Annotated in this window: 15 protein-coding genes; 8 read left to right on the top strand and 7 right to left on the bottom strand. The window is 54.6% G+C overall.

The window, feature by feature from the left end:
- Positions 1-35: 35 nt before the first annotated feature.
- Positions 36-656, bottom strand: a complete 621-nt coding sequence (locus JWF83_RS04425) for a TetR/AcrR family transcriptional regulator (protein WP_413648961.1) — start codon at positions 654-656, stop codon at positions 36-38.
- Between the two features lie 71 nt (positions 657-727).
- Positions 728-1057, bottom strand: a complete 330-nt coding sequence (locus JWF83_RS04420) for a DHCW motif cupin fold protein (RefSeq protein WP_413648960.1) — start codon at positions 1055-1057, stop codon at positions 728-730.
- A 372-nt stretch (positions 1058-1429) separates the two neighbouring features.
- Here JWF83_RS04420 and JWF83_RS04415 point away from each other — a divergent pair, with 372 nt between their 5' ends.
- Both JWF83_RS04415 and proP read left to right on the top strand, forming a co-directional pair.
- Positions 1430-3052: an EAL domain-containing protein gene (locus JWF83_RS04415; RefSeq protein WP_413648958.1), complete on the top strand. Its 1623-nt coding sequence runs from the start codon at positions 1430-1432 to the stop codon at positions 3050-3052.
- A 306-nt stretch (positions 3053-3358) separates the two neighbouring features.
- Entirely contained in the window at positions 3359-4864 is a 1506-nt protein-coding gene (gene proP / locus JWF83_RS04410) for a glycine betaine/L-proline transporter ProP (RefSeq protein WP_413648957.1), read from the top strand.
- A 51-nt stretch (positions 4865-4915) separates the two neighbouring features.
- On the opposite strand, the gene JWF83_RS04405 is transcribed toward proP, so the two are convergent.
- Positions 4916-5572 carry a pyridoxal 5'-phosphate synthase gene (locus tag JWF83_RS04405; RefSeq protein ID WP_413648956.1) on the bottom strand — a complete coding sequence of 219 codons (657 nt, stop codon included), beginning with the start codon at positions 5570-5572 and terminating at the stop codon, positions 4916-4918.
- A gap of 139 nt (positions 5573-5711) precedes the next feature.
- Between JWF83_RS04405 and JWF83_RS04400 the strand changes: the two genes are divergently transcribed.
- Positions 5712-6743, top strand: coding sequence for a LacI family DNA-binding transcriptional regulator (locus JWF83_RS04400; RefSeq protein ID WP_413648954.1), 1032 nt, complete (start codon positions 5712-5714; stop codon positions 6741-6743).
- On the opposite strand, the gene JWF83_RS04395 is transcribed toward JWF83_RS04400, so the two are convergent.
- The gene (locus JWF83_RS04395) at positions 6740-6886 is read right to left on the bottom strand and encodes a hypothetical protein (protein WP_413648953.1); all 147 of its coding nucleotides are present in this window, start codon (positions 6884-6886) and stop codon (positions 6740-6742) included. The genes JWF83_RS04400 and JWF83_RS04395 overlap by 4 nt on opposite strands.
- 130 nt (positions 6887-7016) lie before the next feature.
- Here JWF83_RS04395 and JWF83_RS04390 point away from each other — a divergent pair, with 130 nt between their 5' ends.
- Together JWF83_RS04390 and JWF83_RS04385 are read left to right on the top strand one after the other, a co-directional pair.
- Entirely contained in the window at positions 7017-7940 is a 924-nt protein-coding gene (locus JWF83_RS04390; RefSeq protein ID WP_413648951.1) for a TIM barrel protein, read from the top strand.
- Between the two features lie 13 nt (positions 7941-7953).
- Positions 7954-9126 carry a Gfo/Idh/MocA family protein gene (locus tag JWF83_RS04385; RefSeq protein WP_413648950.1) on the top strand — a complete coding sequence of 391 codons (1173 nt, stop codon included), beginning with the start codon at positions 7954-7956 and terminating at the stop codon, positions 9124-9126.
- Between the two features lie 45 nt (positions 9127-9171).
- Here JWF83_RS04385 and JWF83_RS04380 read toward each other — a convergent pair whose 3' ends face one another.
- From JWF83_RS04380 to JWF83_RS04370, 3 genes are all read right to left on the bottom strand, one after another.
- On the bottom strand, positions 9172-10095 hold the full coding sequence (locus tag JWF83_RS04380) for a substrate-binding domain-containing protein (protein WP_413648949.1): 924 nt from the start codon (positions 10093-10095) through the stop codon (positions 9172-9174).
- 151 nt (positions 10096-10246) lie between these two features.
- On the bottom strand, positions 10247-11026 hold the full coding sequence (locus tag JWF83_RS04375) for a TIM barrel protein (protein ID WP_413648948.1): 780 nt from the start codon (positions 11024-11026) through the stop codon (positions 10247-10249).
- 3 nt (positions 11027-11029) lie between these two features.
- Positions 11030-12043, bottom strand: a complete 1014-nt coding sequence (locus JWF83_RS04370; RefSeq protein ID WP_413648947.1) for a Gfo/Idh/MocA family oxidoreductase — start codon at positions 12041-12043, stop codon at positions 11030-11032.
- Positions 12044-12232: 189 nt separating this feature from the next.
- Between JWF83_RS04370 and JWF83_RS04365 the strand changes: the two genes are divergently transcribed.
- The 3 genes from JWF83_RS04365 (at position 12233) to ahr (ending at position 17287) form a co-directional block, all read left to right on the top strand.
- On the top strand, positions 12233-14182 hold the full coding sequence (locus tag JWF83_RS04365) for a sigma-54-dependent Fis family transcriptional regulator (protein ID WP_413648945.1): 1950 nt from the start codon (positions 12233-12235) through the stop codon (positions 14180-14182).
- 220 nt (positions 14183-14402) lie between these two features.
- Entirely contained in the window at positions 14403-15953 is a 1551-nt protein-coding gene (locus JWF83_RS04360; RefSeq protein ID WP_413648943.1) for a methyl-accepting chemotaxis protein, read from the top strand.
- Positions 15954-16270: 317 nt separating this feature from the next.
- A complete protein-coding gene (gene ahr / locus JWF83_RS04355) occupies positions 16271-17287 on the top strand; it encodes an NADPH-dependent aldehyde reductase Ahr (RefSeq protein ID WP_413648942.1) in 1017 nt (338 codons plus the stop codon).
- The last annotated feature ends 58 nt before the right edge of the window (positions 17288-17345 follow it).

Here is a 17345-nt window from a genome sequence, read left to right as displayed (position 1 = left end):
TAGGAAATGATCACTTCCTAATGTAGCAAAAAAACTCAGCTAACCAGCGTCATAGCGATATTCACCAGGCTGGTTATCTCACTCTCGCTGGCGCCGGTTTTACCCAACACCCGCATTCCCTGGGTAATACACAGCAGCATGCCCGCCACCGCCTGCGCATCAATACCTGCAGGGATCGCTCCCTCCCGCTGCCCCTGCTCAATACAGAGCTGAAACCGCTGACGGTAGCGGGCCATCAGCTGCGCGATACGCCGGGCGATATCTGCGTGGCTACTGGCAAGTTCGCTGGCGCTGGCGACCACCAGACAGCCACGCTCGCCACGCTCGCCAAAGCTGTACTCCGCATAATGGCGCAATATCCCTTCGATCTTTTCTCTGCCGCTGCTCAGCCCTGCCAGTCGGGCCGTCAGATGATCGCCGCGTACCTGTAAATAGCGATCCAGGGCCGCCAGAAACAGGGCATGCTTATCGGGGAAGGCTTTGTATAAACTGCCAGCGGTCACGGCCATTACCCTGCTGAGATCGCTAATCGAAGTACCATAATAGCCCTGCTCACTGAACAGATTAATTGCGCGATCGAGCGCCTCGTCGAGATTAAACTCGCGTGGTCGGCCAGGACTACGGCGGGGGGATAAAGCGGAGCCAGCATTTTTCATCAGATGAATATAGGAAACGATCGTTTCCTAATCAAGTTATTTTATTGGCATGCCAGCAACGGGAGCCGATATTAATCGACAATAAAAAGCCTGGCGCCCTCATCGGTCCAGGAACGGTGGGCTTCCGCCTGATCGGCGACCTGGTAACTCATGCCAGGCTGCAGAGTAAATACGCGCCCGTCTTCCAGTTCAGTATGCAATTCACCGGAGAGGCACAGCAGAATATGACCTTTTGAACACCAGTGGTCAGCAAAATAACCGGGGCTGTACTCAACCATTCTGACCCGCACCTCGTCAAATTGCTGCGTTCTCCAGAGGGCGACGCCTTTTTCACCTTTATGCTCCGTTGGCGCAATCGCCGACCATGCGGTGGTAGCAAACGGAATATTACTGAGTTTCATTTTGATTCTCCCGGGTTCGCGGCAAATCACCGGCGAAGCTATGTGCGTCAGAAAACAATATCGGTTTCTATTCCGCGGAGCAATACAATGGCCAGCCGGCGCTGGCGAATAAGCCCGGTTGTAGCCAGACAATTCTGCCGGGCAAAATCAATTTTTTACCATCTAATACCGATTTCACGGAAAATTGCCCGAACCCGACATTATCTGACGGTAAGATAGCGCGATGGCCTAAGATATAAATATAATCAGCAGATTAATGGCTCCTGATCTTCTTCAGCGGGCGCGAACGTGCAGCACAGATGCCGTCCCTGTGGCAGATACACCGCAGGGCAGCCACCAATTGCTCGCGTTAAACTCATCAAGGGGTACACAGTGGTGGCATCAATAAGAAAGACGCGCGATCGCGGCTGGCTTGTTTTGCTGGTGGCGGGTCTGTTGCCACTGCTGCTGGGTATCTTTTTTACCTTTGTCGAAGCACAGCAAACCTCCAGGCACCAGCAAATCAGTACCGCCATGATGGTGATAAAGCACGCGGAAAATATCAGCGATCAGGCATGGAATATGGTTAATCAGCTACAGCAATACGATCACCATGCCTGTAACTCAGTTGGCAAGGATATCCAGCGACTCGGCTCGATCGTCTCCTATTTTCGCTCAGTCGGCATCACCGAGGGAAACGTCGTACTCTGTTCCTCAGCCTTTGGTCTGGCTCCCGGCACCATCAACGAGATGATTCACTATCCCCTCGATTACCCTATTCCGCTGAAGATGCTGCGCTCGGTTCCCGGCACGGCTGGCGCACCCACGCGCCCGGCGGTGCTTTTTTACCGGCAAAAACCGGAGGGTGAAGGCGCTTACGCGCTGGTTGACGCGCAGTACCTGCTCGATTTTATGCGCGCCGTGGGCGATCCGCACGCTTACCAGGTATCGTTGCAGTTTAATGATGGCTTCCGCATTGACAGCGGGAATATTGAAACTGACGACAGCCCTCTGTTCAACAATGTTATCTACCGCGCCAGTTCGCAGCGCTACCCGATCAATGTCAGCGTTACCTCGCCGGTGTCAAAAGCCTTTAAGGCCTGGCGCCAGGTATTCCTGACTTTTCTGCCGATGGCGGCGATTCTTTCTTTATTATCCGTGGGGTTGGCCAGCAACTGGCTGAAACGCCGGATGTCCTACCAGGACGAGATACGCCGTGCCATCGCCAGTCGCCAGTTTTCGGTTAATTACCAACCGGTTTATGATGTTTCACTGGGCAGTTACGCTGGCGCCGAGGCGCTGCTGCGCTGGCAACGTCCGGATGGCGAATGGGTACGCCCCGACGTGTTTATCGCCGCCGCCGAAGCAGAAGGTATGATTATTCCGCTGACGCAGCACCTGCTGGAGCTGATTGCCCGCGATATCGCCAGCTGGCCAGTGGCGCCAAAATTTCATCTGGGCATTAACGTGGCAGCTGAGCATTTGCAGCACCCGTGCTTTGTTAACGATATCCGCCGCTTTGCCGCCCGCGTGGCGGATAAGTCACCGGTGATTGTGCTGGAACTGACCGAGCGCAGCCTGATCAGTGAAGGTGAACAAGTGGCGGGAAAGCTGGCGATGTTGCGGCGTGAAGGGATTGAAGTCGCCATTGATGATTTCGGCACCGGGAATTGCTCCCTCTCCTACCTGCAGACCTTTGAACTCGACTACCTGAAAATCGATCGCGGCTTTATCAATTCCATCGAATCGATTGCCGGAGAAACCCCGGTGCTGGATGCGATTATTAATCTCAGCCATAAGCTGGCGCTACGGATCCTCGGCGAGGGGGTAGAGACGCCATTGCAGTACAATTATCTGCGAAATCATGGCGTCGGCTATATTCAGGGTTATCTGTATGCCCGGCCGATGGACAACGATACCTTTATCCGCTGGATGCATGACGAGGGTCGCCAGCCGGCTGACTTTCTCTGGCGGACGGATATCTGCGCAAAAATACCGCAGCCGATAAATCCATAGTCAGGCTTTTTTCACCCTCAATCCTGCTGGCACAGCGTATTTTTACGCTGTTAAGCCGCCTCCACACGGTGCTTTTGTCCTGCATCCACCGAGATAAACTGACTGAAAATTACATATATAGCCATACAGGCGATATACTGTAATGTCACAACGTAGCGATTTCCGGGCGAAATTGTGTCTGTTGGTACTGATTTGTCATCGCTGGCAAATGTCATCAAAATTTTATCCTGGCCCAGGTCCGCCGGCTCACCCCAGGCGCCGGGTCAGTGAAAATTTTCACTTTTGGGTCACTACAGGGCGATTTATATGAAACTACGTAGGAAGCGTGTAAAACCAATAGAGTTAGATGATGTCACCATCATCGATGACGCAAGATTACGTAAAGCTATCACTGCGGCATCCCTTGGCAACGCCATGGAGTGGTTCGACTTTGGCGTTTACGGCTTTGTGGCCTATGCGCTCGGTAAAGTGTTCTTTCCCGGCGCCGATCCTGGCATCCAGATGATCGCCGCACTGGCGACCTTCTCCGTACCCTTTCTGATTCGTCCGCTCGGCGGCCTGTTTTTTGGCGCGTTGGGTGATAAATACGGTCGGCAGAAAATCCTGTCCATCACCATTGTCATTATGTCGGTCAGTACCTTTGCTATCGGCCTGATACCTTCCTATGCCAGTATTGGTATTTGGGCGCCGATCCTGCTGTTGCTGGCAAAAATGGCCCAGGGATTCTCGGTTGGCGGGGAATACACCGGCGCCTCGATCTTTGTGGCGGAATATTCGCCAGACCGCAAGCGTGGATTTATGGGCAGCTGGCTGGACTTCGGCTCGATTGCCGGTTTTGTCCTCGGTGCCGGAGTGGTGGTGCTGCTTTCCACGATGATTGGTGAAGAGCGGTTCCTCGACTGGGGCTGGCGTCTCCCGTTCTTCCTCGCGCTGCCGCTGGGTATTATCGGCCTCTATCTGCGCCATGCGCTGGAAGAGACGCCAGCCTTCCAGCAGCATGTCGATAAGCTGGAACAAGGCGACCGCGATGGTCTGCGTGAAGGCCCGAAGGTCTCGTTTAAAGAGATTGCCACTAAGCACTGGAGAGGTTTGCTGGCCTGTATCGGTCTGGTGATTGCCACCAACGTCACCTACTATATGCTGCTGACCTACATGCCGAGCTATCTGTCGCATAACCTGCACTACTCGGAAGATCACGGTGTCCTGATTATCATCGCGATTATGATTGGTATGCTGTTTGTGCAGCCGGTGATGGGCCTGCTGAGTGACCGTTTTGGCCGTCGTCCGTTTGTGATTATCGGCAGTATCGCGCTGATCATCTTCGCCATTCCGTGTTTTATGATGATCAACAGTAACGTTATCGGCCTGATTTTCGCCGGTTTGCTGATTCTGGCGGTGATCCTGAACGCCTTTACCGGGGTGATGGCCTCCAGCCTGCCGGCCATGTTCCCGACGCATATCCGCTACAGCGCACTGGCCAGCGCCTTTAATATCTCGGTACTGATTGCCGGTCTGACGCCAACGCTGACCGCCTGGTTAGTGGAAACTACCGGCAACCTCTATATGCCAGCTTACTATCTGATGGTGGTGGCGGTTATTGGCCTGATCACCGGTATCACGATGAAAGAGACCGCCAATAAACCTCTACGCGGCGCGACACCGGCAGCTTCCGATCTGGCGGAGGCGAAGGAAATTCTGCAGGAGCATCACGATAATATCGAACAAAAAATCGAAGATATCAGTGATGAAATTGCTGAGCTGGAAGCGAAACGAAAACATCTGATTAACCAGCACCCGAATATTAACGAGTAAGGCGGCGGCCCCCTCAGCCTGCTGAGGGGGCCACTTCTGCTGGCTGCCGCTTTATGGCCACAGACGCTCCTTTCGCCATTTATGATCTTCACGCACATAGCGTAAACGCGTGTGCCGCCGCTGTTCGTCCCCCTGCCAAAACTCAATACTGTGCGCTTTTACCGCATACACCGCCCATTGCGGCGCCACCAGGTCCGGATGGTCCACCAGCCGTTGCTGCTGTTGCGCCAGGCCGTCCGCCAGATCCTGCTCATTAGCCAGAATCTCACTTTGCCGCCCCAGTAAGGCGACGGCGCGTGACGCTGCCGGACGAGCGAGGAAATCGCTGATCTGGTATTCCACCCCGCGGTCCAGCGCCTCACCACGGATCCGCACCTGACGGCCGAGCAAAGGCCAGTAAAAAGTCAGCGCCACCTGCGGTGAATGGGCCAGCTGCTGGCCTTTCGGGCTATTGCGCGCGATGGCAAAATGCCAGCCATGCTCATCAACATCTTTCAGAATCAGTATCCGCGCATCGGGTCTGCCATCAGCGTCGACGGTGGATAAGGTCATCGCATGGGGTTCACGGATACCGGCATCAATCGCCATACGCAACCATTCAGCGAACAGCACTTCCGGCTGACGCGGAGCGACGGCAGTATCGAAGGGCAGATAGGGGCCTGCCAGCGCGTTCAACTGGCGTAATAGTTCACGCATATCAGAACTCATAATGACTTCCTCCGCACAAGTGAATGGCTGCCTGATGTCACAAATATAGCGCAGCTGGCACCGGCTGGTGGCGTAGTGCTTTAATCGATCCGCCGCACGTGATAATTTTCTATCAAATACAGCGCAGAGTTGACCACTGATGAAAAATAGCACTATCAGGGATATTGCCCGGGAAGCCGGGGTAGGCGTCGCCACTGTCGACAGAGTACTGAACCGCCGCGCGCCGGTACGTCAGGAGACCGCAGGCAAAGTGCTGGCCGCCGCACAGCGTCTTGGCTATCGCTTTGCGCCAGCTGATGCCGCCGTCGTCGCGCCAGCTGAATGCGCGGCGAAGATCAAAATGGGCTTTATCCTGCTGCCCGGGGATTACTCCTTTTATGGCAGTTTTTGCGACCAGCTGCGTCGGCAGGCCGCGCCATGGCATGATGATGATCACCCGCCCGAATTCTGCTTTCATGCGATTGATGCCATTGAAGAAACGGCAGCGAAAATCCGCGATCTGGCGACGCGCGTTGAGGTTATCGGTCTGGTGGCGCTGGATAATGCGTTAATCCGCCATGCGGTAGCGGAAGTGACGCGCAAAGGGGTGAAAGTGTTTGCATTACTCTCGGATCTGTCACCCTGCGGCCATAGCGGTTATATCGGTCTGGATAACCGTAAAGCCGGCAGAACCGCCGCCTGGGCGGTGGAGAAACTGGGGCATAATGTCGGCGAAATAGGGATTATTATCGGCGATAATCAGTTTTCCTGTCAGGAAACCTGCGAGATTAGCTTCCGCTCTTATCTGCGTGAACGCGCGCTGGACTACCAGGTACTGGAACCGATTCGCAGCCGGGAAAATATTGACTGCGGCTATCAGGCCACGCGGAAGTTACTGCTGGCGCACCCGGATCTAACCGTGATTTACGCCCCCTGCGGCGGTATTGAAGGCGTCGTTGCCGCACTGCAAGAGAGTGGCAGACAGCAGGCGATCACCATGGTTTGCCACGGCCCTTTTCACCAACACCCTCTGGCGCTGATTAACGGCGAGATTGATCTGATAATAAATCACCGGCTGGCCGAACTGTCTGCGCAGGTGATCGACGCTTTCCGGCAAAGCGTGCTGCAGCCCGCGCACGGATTTATCCATCTCAACAGTGCATTCGAACTGCTAACGCCGGAAAACTGCTAACCTCCTGATGCTGTAGGATTTACAGCATCTTCCCCACGCCGGTGGCTCTCCTCCGGCCCTTTTTTGTCATAAAATGATAGTTTTACATCATTAAAACTATCACAAATAATATGATCGCCATCAAAAAACAAAGATTCCATCATTGCTGCTTTTGGAATTTTTATTTAATACTGCGGCGAAATAACCCTAAACAGGAACTCCTCCCCCAGCATTTGGAGGCTGCCGCCAGCCGCAAGGCGCTCCTGGTTACTCGCCGATAATGGAGAAAATATTATGACGATACATATTGCTAACGCCCCCTGTAGCTGGGGGGTTGATGACCCGAAAAACCCATTTTTACCGCCATGGGAAAAGGTACTGAAAGAGGCGGCGCAGGCGGGTTACCGCAGTATTGAGTCCGGTCCGTGGAGCTATCTGCCGACCGACAGCAAACAACTTACGGCGGCCCTTAACCAGTATCAGTTATCACTGGTTGCCGGTACCATTTTTGACGATCTGGTCAGTGACGCAAATTTCGACAATATCGTGACACTGACCCATAACCTCTGCCGCACCCTGGCAGAAGTACCCACCGCCGACAAGACCTGTGGCGTAAACGCGCCGGCCCCTTACCTGGTGATTATTGATTTCGGCAATCCCGAACGCGCCAGGCTGGCCGGTCAGTACCATCAAGCGCCACGCCTGAGTAATGACGACTGGCAGCGCATGATGGAACACATTACGACCATCAGCACCATCGCGCAGCAGCAGTATGGCGTACGCCCGGTGATCCATCCGCACGCTGGCGGCTGCATTGAGTTCGCCGACGAACTGGAAAGACTGGTGACGGATATTCCCCATCAGCTGGCCGGACTGTGTCTCGATACCGGGCATTTGTACTATGCCGGGATGGATCCGCTGGCCTCCCTCGACAAATATTTTTCGCGCATTGATTACCTGCATTTTAAAGATGTGAATCAGCAAGTGTTTGAGCAGGCGTTGAAGCAGGAGCTGGACTTCTTCAGCGCCTGTGCCGCAGGGGTGATGTGCCCGCTGGGTACCGGGGCGATTGATTATCCGGCGGTGTATGACCTGCTGATCGCGCGCGCTTACCAGGGCTGGATCACCATCGAACAGGAGCGTGACCCACGCAACGTTGAAACCAGTCTGCGCGATGTCACTGCCAGCCTGAACTATCTGCATTCCGTCGGGTTTTAATGAGGAGAACATCATGATTAACGGTATTAAACCACTCGACAGATCGCTGCGCTGGGGTATGGTCGGCGGCGGCGGCACCAGCCAGATTGGCTATATTCATCGTTCAGCGGCATTGCGTGACGGCAGTTTTACCCTGCTCGCTGGCGCATTTGATATTGATGCAGAACGCGGTAAAACCTTTGGCCGTTCACTTGGCGTCGCCGAAGATCGCTGTTATCCGGACTATCAGACGTTTTTTGCCGAAGAGGCAAAACGCGCCGATGGCATCGAAGCGGTGTCGATTGCCACTCCGAACAACACCCATTTTGCCATCTGCCGCGCCGCGCTGGCGGCCGGGCTGCATGTGGTATGCGAAAAACCCCTCTGTTTCAATACTGAAGAAGCGCGGATCCTCGAAGATCTCTGCGCCCGTCAACGCAAGATCATCGGCGTTACCTATGGCTATGCCGGACATCAGTTGATCCATCAGGCACGGGAAATGATCGCCGCAGGATTACTCGGCGATATCCGTATTATCAATATGTCGTTCGCACACGGTTTCCATGCTGAAGCGGTGGAGCTGGATAATCCGAGTACCAAATGGCGTGTCGATCCGCGTTTTGTCGGGCCCAGCTACGTACTGGGCGATCTGGCGACCCATCCGCTGTTTATTGCCGAAACCATGGTGCCGGATTTAACCATTAAACGCCTGATGTGCTGCCGTCAGAGTTTTGTCAAAAGCCGTGCTCCGCTGGAAGATAACGCTTATGTGTTGATGGAGTATGATAATGGCGCGGTCGGCTCAATGTGGTGTTCGGCGGTGAACTGCGGTTCGATGCATGGACAGAAAGTGCGCGTGATTGGATCCAAAGCCAGTATCGAATGGTGGGATGAGCAGCCGAACCAGTTACGCTACGAAATTCAGGGCGAGCCGGTACGCATTCTGGAACGCGGCATGCCTTATCTCGAGCCGCGCGCGCTGGCAGAGGACCGTATTGGCGGCGGACACCCGGAAGGTTTATTTGAGGCCTGGTCGAATCTGTATCGTCGTTTCGCCATGGCGATGGATGCCAGCGATCGCGGCGACGCTAAGCTGCTGGAGAACTTCTGGTATCCCGACGTTCATGCGGGTCTGATGGGCGTTCGCTGGGTCGAAAACTGCGTGCGTTCTGCCGATAGCGGCGCCAGCTGGGTTGAGTTTAGCTAAACGGCTTTTAACCGGGGCGCAGTAAAACGCCCCGGTAATGGATGACTATTTCTGGTTACGATCAACAAACTGCTGATAATTCTGCTGGTTAATCAGTTGATACGGCACCCAGTTGTAGGTTTCGGTTTTTTGCTTATCAAGCATCGCTTTAGTCACCTGCACCGCACCTTTGGCCTGACCCGCAGCATCCTGAAAAATGGTTATCGCCATCTGTCCATTTTTGACAAACTGCAGGCCGTCGGGTGTGCCATCAATCCCCGCTACCAGCATATGACGGTTTTTTGCCTGCGACAGCGCCATAATGGCGCCAATCGCCATCTCATCATTATTCGCTGCAATGGCATCAATTGGCGCGCCATTCAGTATCCAGCCGGAGACAATATCCACGGCCTCATTACGCTGCCACTTTGCGGTCTGCTTCTCGACCACTTTCATCTCCTTGTATTTGGCGATCACTGCTTCGACGGCACGCGTACGCTCGCGCGCTTCCTCACTGGACAGTGCGCCAATCAGAATCGCCACATTGCCGCGATAGTTCATTCTCTTCGCCAGCGCTTCCATCTGCATTTTACCGCCCTCCGCCGAATCTGAACCCACATAGGACATATTGGCCGGCAGCTTCACCTCGGGTTTGCGATTAACAAAAATCAGCGGAATATGGGCCCGGGTAGCGGCATCAATCATCGGCCGCACCCCCTGAGTATCGACCGGGTTGAGGATAATGGCATCAACCCCCTGATTGATAAAATCATCAACTTGCTGTACCTGCAGAGCCACATCGCCTTTGGCATCAACAAACTGCCCGTCAATCTGCTGCCGCTTCATTTCCTCCACCATCTGCGTACGCAGAATAGAAACGAAGTTAAGATCGAAATTCGCCAGTGCTACACCGACACGCAGCTCTTTTGCCTGGCAGGAAAAGGCAATTACGGCACTCAGTGCGATAAACAGCACGCTTCTCATTTTCATGATGAATTCCTGTAGGTTGAGGTGATTATTGTTATATAGAAGGGCAAAACCAGATCATGCTATGGGCGGCATAGCTACCGCCCGGTGAAACATGTCGCTCCTGATCCGGGCACGATGAATGCTGCCGGTAAACCACCGCGACAATTTACGATTAAAGGGTAAAGTGATCGCGGAACTGCTCCAGGGCTGCCACGCTGTCGCCCTGCGCCCAGCCTTCCAATGCCACCACACCGCGATAGTCCATTGCGTTCAGCGCACGGGCAATGGCGCGGTAGTTGATTTCACCGGTTCCCGGCTGAAAGCGACCCGGCACATCCGCCACCTGAATTTCACCTATTGCCGCGCCGCTACGCTGCAGCAGTTCAATCAGATTGCCTTCGCCAATTTGCGCGTGGTAAAGATCGAGATTCATTTTTAATCCCGGACGGTTTACCGCTTCCACCAGCGCCAGGGTGTCACTGGCTTTGGCAAACGGGGTGCCCGAATGGTCAACGGCAGTATTCAGGTTTTCCAGGGTAAACACTTTGCCCGCCTTCTCGCCCATCGCCGCCAGCTGGCGCAGCGTCTCGCCAGCCTTTAACCACATCGCGCCGCTGACCACGGCGACGGGGGTTACCGGCAGCCCTTGATCGTCAAGACCGGTGCCATGCAGATTAAGTCCCGGACAATTCAGCTGCTGCGCCACCGCCAGCGACTCCTGCGCGCTGCTCAGTAACGCCTCAATCTGTGCATCATCGGTCAGATTGCCGGACAAATAGCCGGTCATTGAGGTGAAGCGCGCCCCGGTGGCCGCCAGGGCATCAATATCTTTATTAGCCCAGCTCCAGATCTCGACGCCGAATCCCATCTGATGGATACGCTGAACACGTTCCACCAACGTCAAATCGAGAAAAACCATTTCTGCACAGACAGATAACGAATAACTCGCCATAACTTATCCTCGTAAAGCGATCGGTTTACCCTGCTGCACCGAGGCAATACAGGCCAGGGCAATTTCCAGAGCGCAACGGGCATCTTCGCCACTGGCGCGTGGCTGAGCACCAGTGTGAATACAGTGAACAAACTCCGTCAGCTCGGCGATATAGGCATCGCGCAGCAAATCAGTATCCTGACGCGAAGTGTCAATAGAGATTCCCTGCGGGCTGTAACGTATACAGTTGTTCAGGTTAATATTTCCGGCCTGCATCATCCCGGCGCTGCCAAACACCTCACCGCGTACGTCATAGCCGTATACCGCCTGAAAGTTGGCTTCAGCGGTGGCAATTGCTCCGTTATCAAAGCGCATGGTAACCACCGCGGTGTCCAGCAATCCCTTCTCTTTGAAGTCAGGACGCACCAGCGCATCGGCGATGGCATACACTTCAACTGGTTTGGCACCGCGGTTAAAATGCAACAGCGTATCGAAGTCATGGATCAGGGTTTCGAGGAAAATGGTCCACTGCGGGATCGATGCCGGATCACGCAATTGCGGATCGCGCGTCACCGAACGTGACAGCTGGACGCTGCCGATATGACCCGCAGCGATCTCCTCCAGTGCAGCAGCAAAACCGGAAACAAAGCGGCGGTTGAACCCGACCTGCAACACCACCCCGGCCCGGCTGGCGGCAGCAATGGCGTGATCTGCTTCCTCCAGCGTTACCGCCATCGGTTTTTCACAAAATACATGCTTCCCGGCACGCGCCGCCGCAATCACCAGCTCCGCATGGGTTCGGGCAGGTGCGGCAATCACCACCGCATCGATACCAGCATCGTCCAGCATCGCCTGTGGATCGGTAAAATATTTAGCTACCCCCAGGGACGACGCCAGATGTTGTGCGGCTCCGGACACTGGATCGGCGACTGCCGCCAGTACCGCGCCGGGAATGCACTGCGCCAGCGAGGTGGCATGGAAGCTACCCATGCGCCCGGCACCAATCAGACCAACTCGCGTTTTCGTTATAGCGGACATGCAAACTCCTTCATTTTATTTTTCAGCTGTAGGGAACACCCAGGCATTAACGCAAAAGCTGTGCCAACCCCATTCAGCGAATATTTGTGAATTCCGCCACAGATAACGCGCAGGACATGCCAATAAAATTTACATGTCAACTTAACATGTCCATAAAATGAACATTCTCTGCGCTATACGGGAGTACGGATGAGCAACGTGTCGCCGGCCAGTGATACCACTGAGGGGATTTTCAGCCTGCCGGAAGGTCAGCAGGCCAGACGGGTGGACAAAGCGTTATGGCAGAACTGGTTGAAATTTATTGCCGGTGAGCCGGTCAGCGGAATGCGCGCTGCGATCTTTTCCTCATGGCAGCGCGCCAGAGAGGCGGCGATTAGCCCCGATGATTTTGACTATATTTCACCGGCACCGGCGGAGCTGGAGAGCATCCTGTTAAACAATGCCGAACTGATCGACGTGGCGCGCGAGGTGATGGAAAACCTGCTGGCTTACAACCCGGATGGACATATCAATCTGACTGACGCTAATGGTGTCACCCTGTCATTTTGCGGCCTTGATATGACGCCAGTGGGCAGCATTTTGCGTGAATCAGTGCTGGGTACCAACTGTACCGGGCGCTGCCTGCAGGAGAAAAAACTGGTGTATGTGCTAAGTAGCGAGAACTGGAAGATCCCTCTGCGCCAGCGCCAGCGCCAGTGTGCCGCAGCACCGGTGCGCAATAGCGAAGGTGAAATGATTGGCGTGTTAACCCTGACTGCCAGCCCGGATAACTTTAATACCCATACTCTGGGTACCGTGCAGGCAGCAGCGGAGGCGATTGGCCAACAACTGACTCTGCGGCGGCTACTGGCGGAACAAACCTCGATCCTGGAAACGCTGAATGAAGGGGTGATCGTCTTTGATCGCCACGGCAGGATCAAAACCGTCAACCGCTACGCCAGACAGATCTTCCACCATATTCAGCTGCATGACATTACTATCGATCAGGCGCTCAACCCGCAGTCAGGCAGTTTACTGACGATGGGATTCTGCAATGACCGTGAAATGACCTTTCATCCGACGGCGGAGCAACGGATCTCCTGTCTGGTATCACTCATGCCAGCGCCTGGCGACGGGCGCGTGTTGTCACTGCGGGAGAACCAGCGTATCCGGGCCATCACCCGACGGGTGATGGGCGTTAGCGCCAGCTATACCTTTGAAATGATTCGCGGCCACTCAACGGCCATTCAGGATGCGATAAATAAAGCGCGCACCAGCGCGCGCAGTGACAGCACGGTGCTGCTGAATGGGGAGAGCGGTACCGGAAAAGAACTGTTTGCCCAGGCGATACACAATGCCAGCCAGCGGGTAAATGAGCCGTTTGTGGCGGTCAACTGCGGCGCATTACCGCGCGACCTGGTACAAAGCGAACTGTTTGGCTATGCAGACGGCGCCTTTACCGGCTCACGTCGTGGCGGCTCTGCCGGTAAATTTGAACTGGCTGATGGCGGCACCCTGTTTCTGGATGAAATTGGAGAGATGCCACTGGAAGCACAGACCAGCTTGCTGCGCGTACTGCAGGAGAGTGAAGTGGTACGTATTGGTGCGGCGTACCCGACTAAAGTGGATGTCAGAATTATTGCGGCCACCAACTGTAATCTGATCACTGCGGTAGAAAATGGCTCATTCCGCCGCGACCTCTACTACCGGCTCAACGTGATTTCGATTGCCGTACCGGCGTTGCGTGAGCGACAGCAAGATATTCCTGAACTGGTGGCAAACTTTAGTGACAAACAGTGCGCCAGGCTGAAACGTCCGAATCCGCAACTGTCACCAGAAGCCAGTGTCTGCCTGATGGCCTGGCACTGGCCGGGCAATGTGCGCGAGCTGGAAAACCTGGTCGAACGAATGATTAACATGTGTGATGGCATGATGATTACGCTGGCAGATTTGCCCGAGGAGATGACGCGGCACATGACGCCCGCCCCCCCGGCCACCTCATCTGCCCGGCTGGCAGACAGTGAACGGCTGCATATTATCGCGGTGATCAGACAACAGGGTGGTAACCTGCGCCGGTCAGCCGCTATCCTCGGCATTTCCCGTACTGCGTTATATAACAAACTGAACCAGTGGCAAATTAATCTGGCAACGCTGCGTTAATCGGTAAAGTTAGCCGCTTATCGCTTCGAAGCGTACGCTTTACGCCGATAAAACTGTGATACTGACGTCAATCTGATGCCAGATGCTGCTGGTTTCTCTATTACCTTTGTGACCTCTCCCAGATTCCCGCATCTTTGTTTCTCGCCTGTTATTCAGCCTGATGAAGTATTAACCCCTGATGCCGATACCCAAGGACACATCTTCGCCTTCGGGGTACAAAATGAAAGTTTCTACTCGCCTTTACGGCTCGTTTTTTTTAATGATTATCCTGTTGGCAATCATTACCGGAGCGGCCCTGATTGGGCTGGGTCAGATTAAGTCAAATCTTGATGATATAACCCAGGTTAACCAGCCTGAAACCCAGTATGTCACCGCGATGGCCGCCAGCGTGCAGGATCGGGCGATTGCGATGCGTAACATTGTTCTGCTGCAGAATAAAGCAGAGCGCGATGTCGAATGGGACAGGTTCCAGAAGCAAACGGCGATCTACCAGCAAAATAAACAAAAACTTAAAGCGCTATTTGATGGCTCGCCAACCACCACTGATTTTGAAAATAACATGTTTGCCGTCATTGAAAAAAGTGAAGCTGAAGCGCTGCCAATGATGGCTAAAGCCGTCGAGTTGGCCGTGCAAGGCAAGCAGCAAGAGGCGACAGCCTTCTTACTTGATCACGCCCGCGCAGGACAACGTGAGTGGCTAAATAACCTTAATAAACTGGTGGCATTTGAAAACAGTATGAACGATGACACCGCCGCCACTTCCGACCGGGTCTACCAGAAAGTCTGGTTCATCGTCGCTATCCTGGCGGTAATTGCCGTAGTGGCGGCGCTGTTCTGCTCAACATTGATTACCCGCAGCGTGCTGAAGCAGCTCGGCGGGGAACCTGCGCTGGCACAGCAAGTTACCGCCACCATCGCCGCTGGCGATTTAACCCAGCCAATTCCTTTAGTGGCTGGCGATCGGTCAAGTCTGATGTACTCGCTGAGTAATATGCAGAGTCAACTGCGGGAAATTGTCGCCAATATTAAGCTCAGTGCAGAGTCGATCTCGCTGGCTTCCGATGAAATCGCCGGCGGCAACACTGAACTCTCTTCGCGCACCGAAGAGCAGGCCGCAGCGCTACAGCAAACCGCAGCCAGCATGGAGCAGCTGACGGCGACCGTCAAACTGAACACCGACAACGCCACTGCCGCTACCCGCGCCGCGCGTGGCACTTCCGAGCAGAGCCAGCATGGCGAAGAGGCGGTGAAACATATGATCGCCACCATGGGCAGTATCTCGACCAGCTCACGTAAAATTACCGACATTATTTCAGTGATTGAGGGGATTGCGTTTCAGACCAATATCCTGGCGCTGAATGCTGCGGTGGAAGCCGCTCGAGCCGGAGAACAGGGACGCGGTTTCGCCGTGGTAGCCGGTGAAGTGCGTACCCTTGCCCAACGCAGCTCTCTGGCCGCGAAAGAGATTAAGACTCTGATTGATGAATCCGTGCAGCTGGTTAACGAAGGGGCGGATGTGGCGGAAAGTACCGGCAAAATTATTGAAGGGATTATCAGCTCGATTAACGGCGTCGCCGATGTGATCGATGAGGTCTCCCTTGCCTCCAGCGAACAGAGCCTGGGGATTATGCAGGTCAATGTCGCCGTCAGCCAGATGGAAGGTGTCACCCAGCAAAACGCCACCCTGGTGGTGGAAGCCACTTCCGCCGCACAGTCGCTGGCGGAGCAGGCGCAGGCTCTGCGTGATATGGTGCGGGTTTTCGCCGTCTGACCCTGTGCGGAAATCAGTTAATAAGCCTGCCGGATGGCAGGCTTTTTTTTGTCCGTGGTTTGTCGTGCCGGTTGTGTCCGATGACTCCGGGCGGAATAAATTCCGCGCCTACGGATTTGGGGGACCTGATACCGGGGGATCTCAGGCTGGCATCAACCGGCCTGAGGTCTGAGATGGCCGCTCATATCGGGAAATTGCGTATAATTTTGAAACAGTTAATTCCTCCTCAGGGCAAAAACTTTCCTCCTGTAGCACTTATTCCCCGGCTTAAGCCGCTACACTCACCCGAGGATCTAAAACCGAATCTGAGGCCAGATATGAAAATTAAGAGTTATGCAGCAATGGCAGCCGGTCAGGCGCTGGAATTGTACGAGTATGATGCAGCCGCGCTGAGTGCCGAGGAAGTGGAAGTTGAGGTCGAATATTGCGGCGTTTGCCATTCCGACCTGTCGATGATCGACAACGAATGGGGGATTTCCAGCTACCCGACCATTGCCGGCCATGAAGTGATTGGCCGGGTGTGCGCGCTGGGCGCCGCCGCCGCCAACAAAGGGCTGTCAATCGGACAGCGCGTCGGTATCGGCTGGACGGCAAAAAGCTGCCAGCACTGTGATGCCTGTATTAACGGAGAACAGGTGAACTGCCAGCACGGCACCACCGCCACCATCCTGAACCACGGTGGTTTCGCTGAAAAACTGCGCGCCGACTGGCAATGGGTAATCCCGCTGCCGGAAAAACTGGATGCCGCCAGCGCCGGACCGCTACTCTGTGGCGGTATAACGGTGTTTAAACCCCTGCTGATGAGCAATATCACGGCAACCAGCCGGGTTGGCGTAATCGGGATTGGTGGTCTGGGGCATATCGCCATTAAGCTACTGCGCGCTCTGGGTGCGGAAGTGGTCGCCTTCAGCTCAACCCCGGCCAAGAAGCAGTCGATTCTTGATATGGGTGCCGATGAAGTGGTAAACAGCCGCGATGCGGAAGCGCTGAAAAAGCAGGCAGGTCGCTTTGATCTGATCCTCAGCACCGTTGCCGTCGATCTCGACTGGAAACCTTATTTCACTGCGCTGGCGCCTAAAGGCAAATTCCATACCGTTGGCGCGGTAATGAAGCCATTCCAGGTAAGCGCCTTTGAGTTAATTATGGGTGACAAAGCGATAACCGGTTCGTCAACCGGTTCACCAGGCCAGCTGCGTTCGCTGCTGAAACTGGCAGCGCGTGCCGATATCGCGCCACAAGTTGAGTTTTTCCCGATGTCGAAAATCAACGATGCTCTGGAACATGTTCGCGCCGGCAAAGCCAATTATCGCGTAGTGCTGAAAGCGGATTTCTGATTTAGCGCTAATATGCGGCCATTGGCAGCATATTAGTGGTTCAGCCATGGTGGCCAGT

Origin of the sequence: Pantoea sp. B65, from assembly GCF_047308185.1 — a bacterium.
GTDB lineage: Bacteria > Pseudomonadota > Gammaproteobacteria > Enterobacterales > Enterobacteriaceae > Erwinia.
The sequence above is the reverse complement of the archived record's forward strand: the minus strand, read 5'-3'. Positions and strand labels throughout refer to the sequence as shown.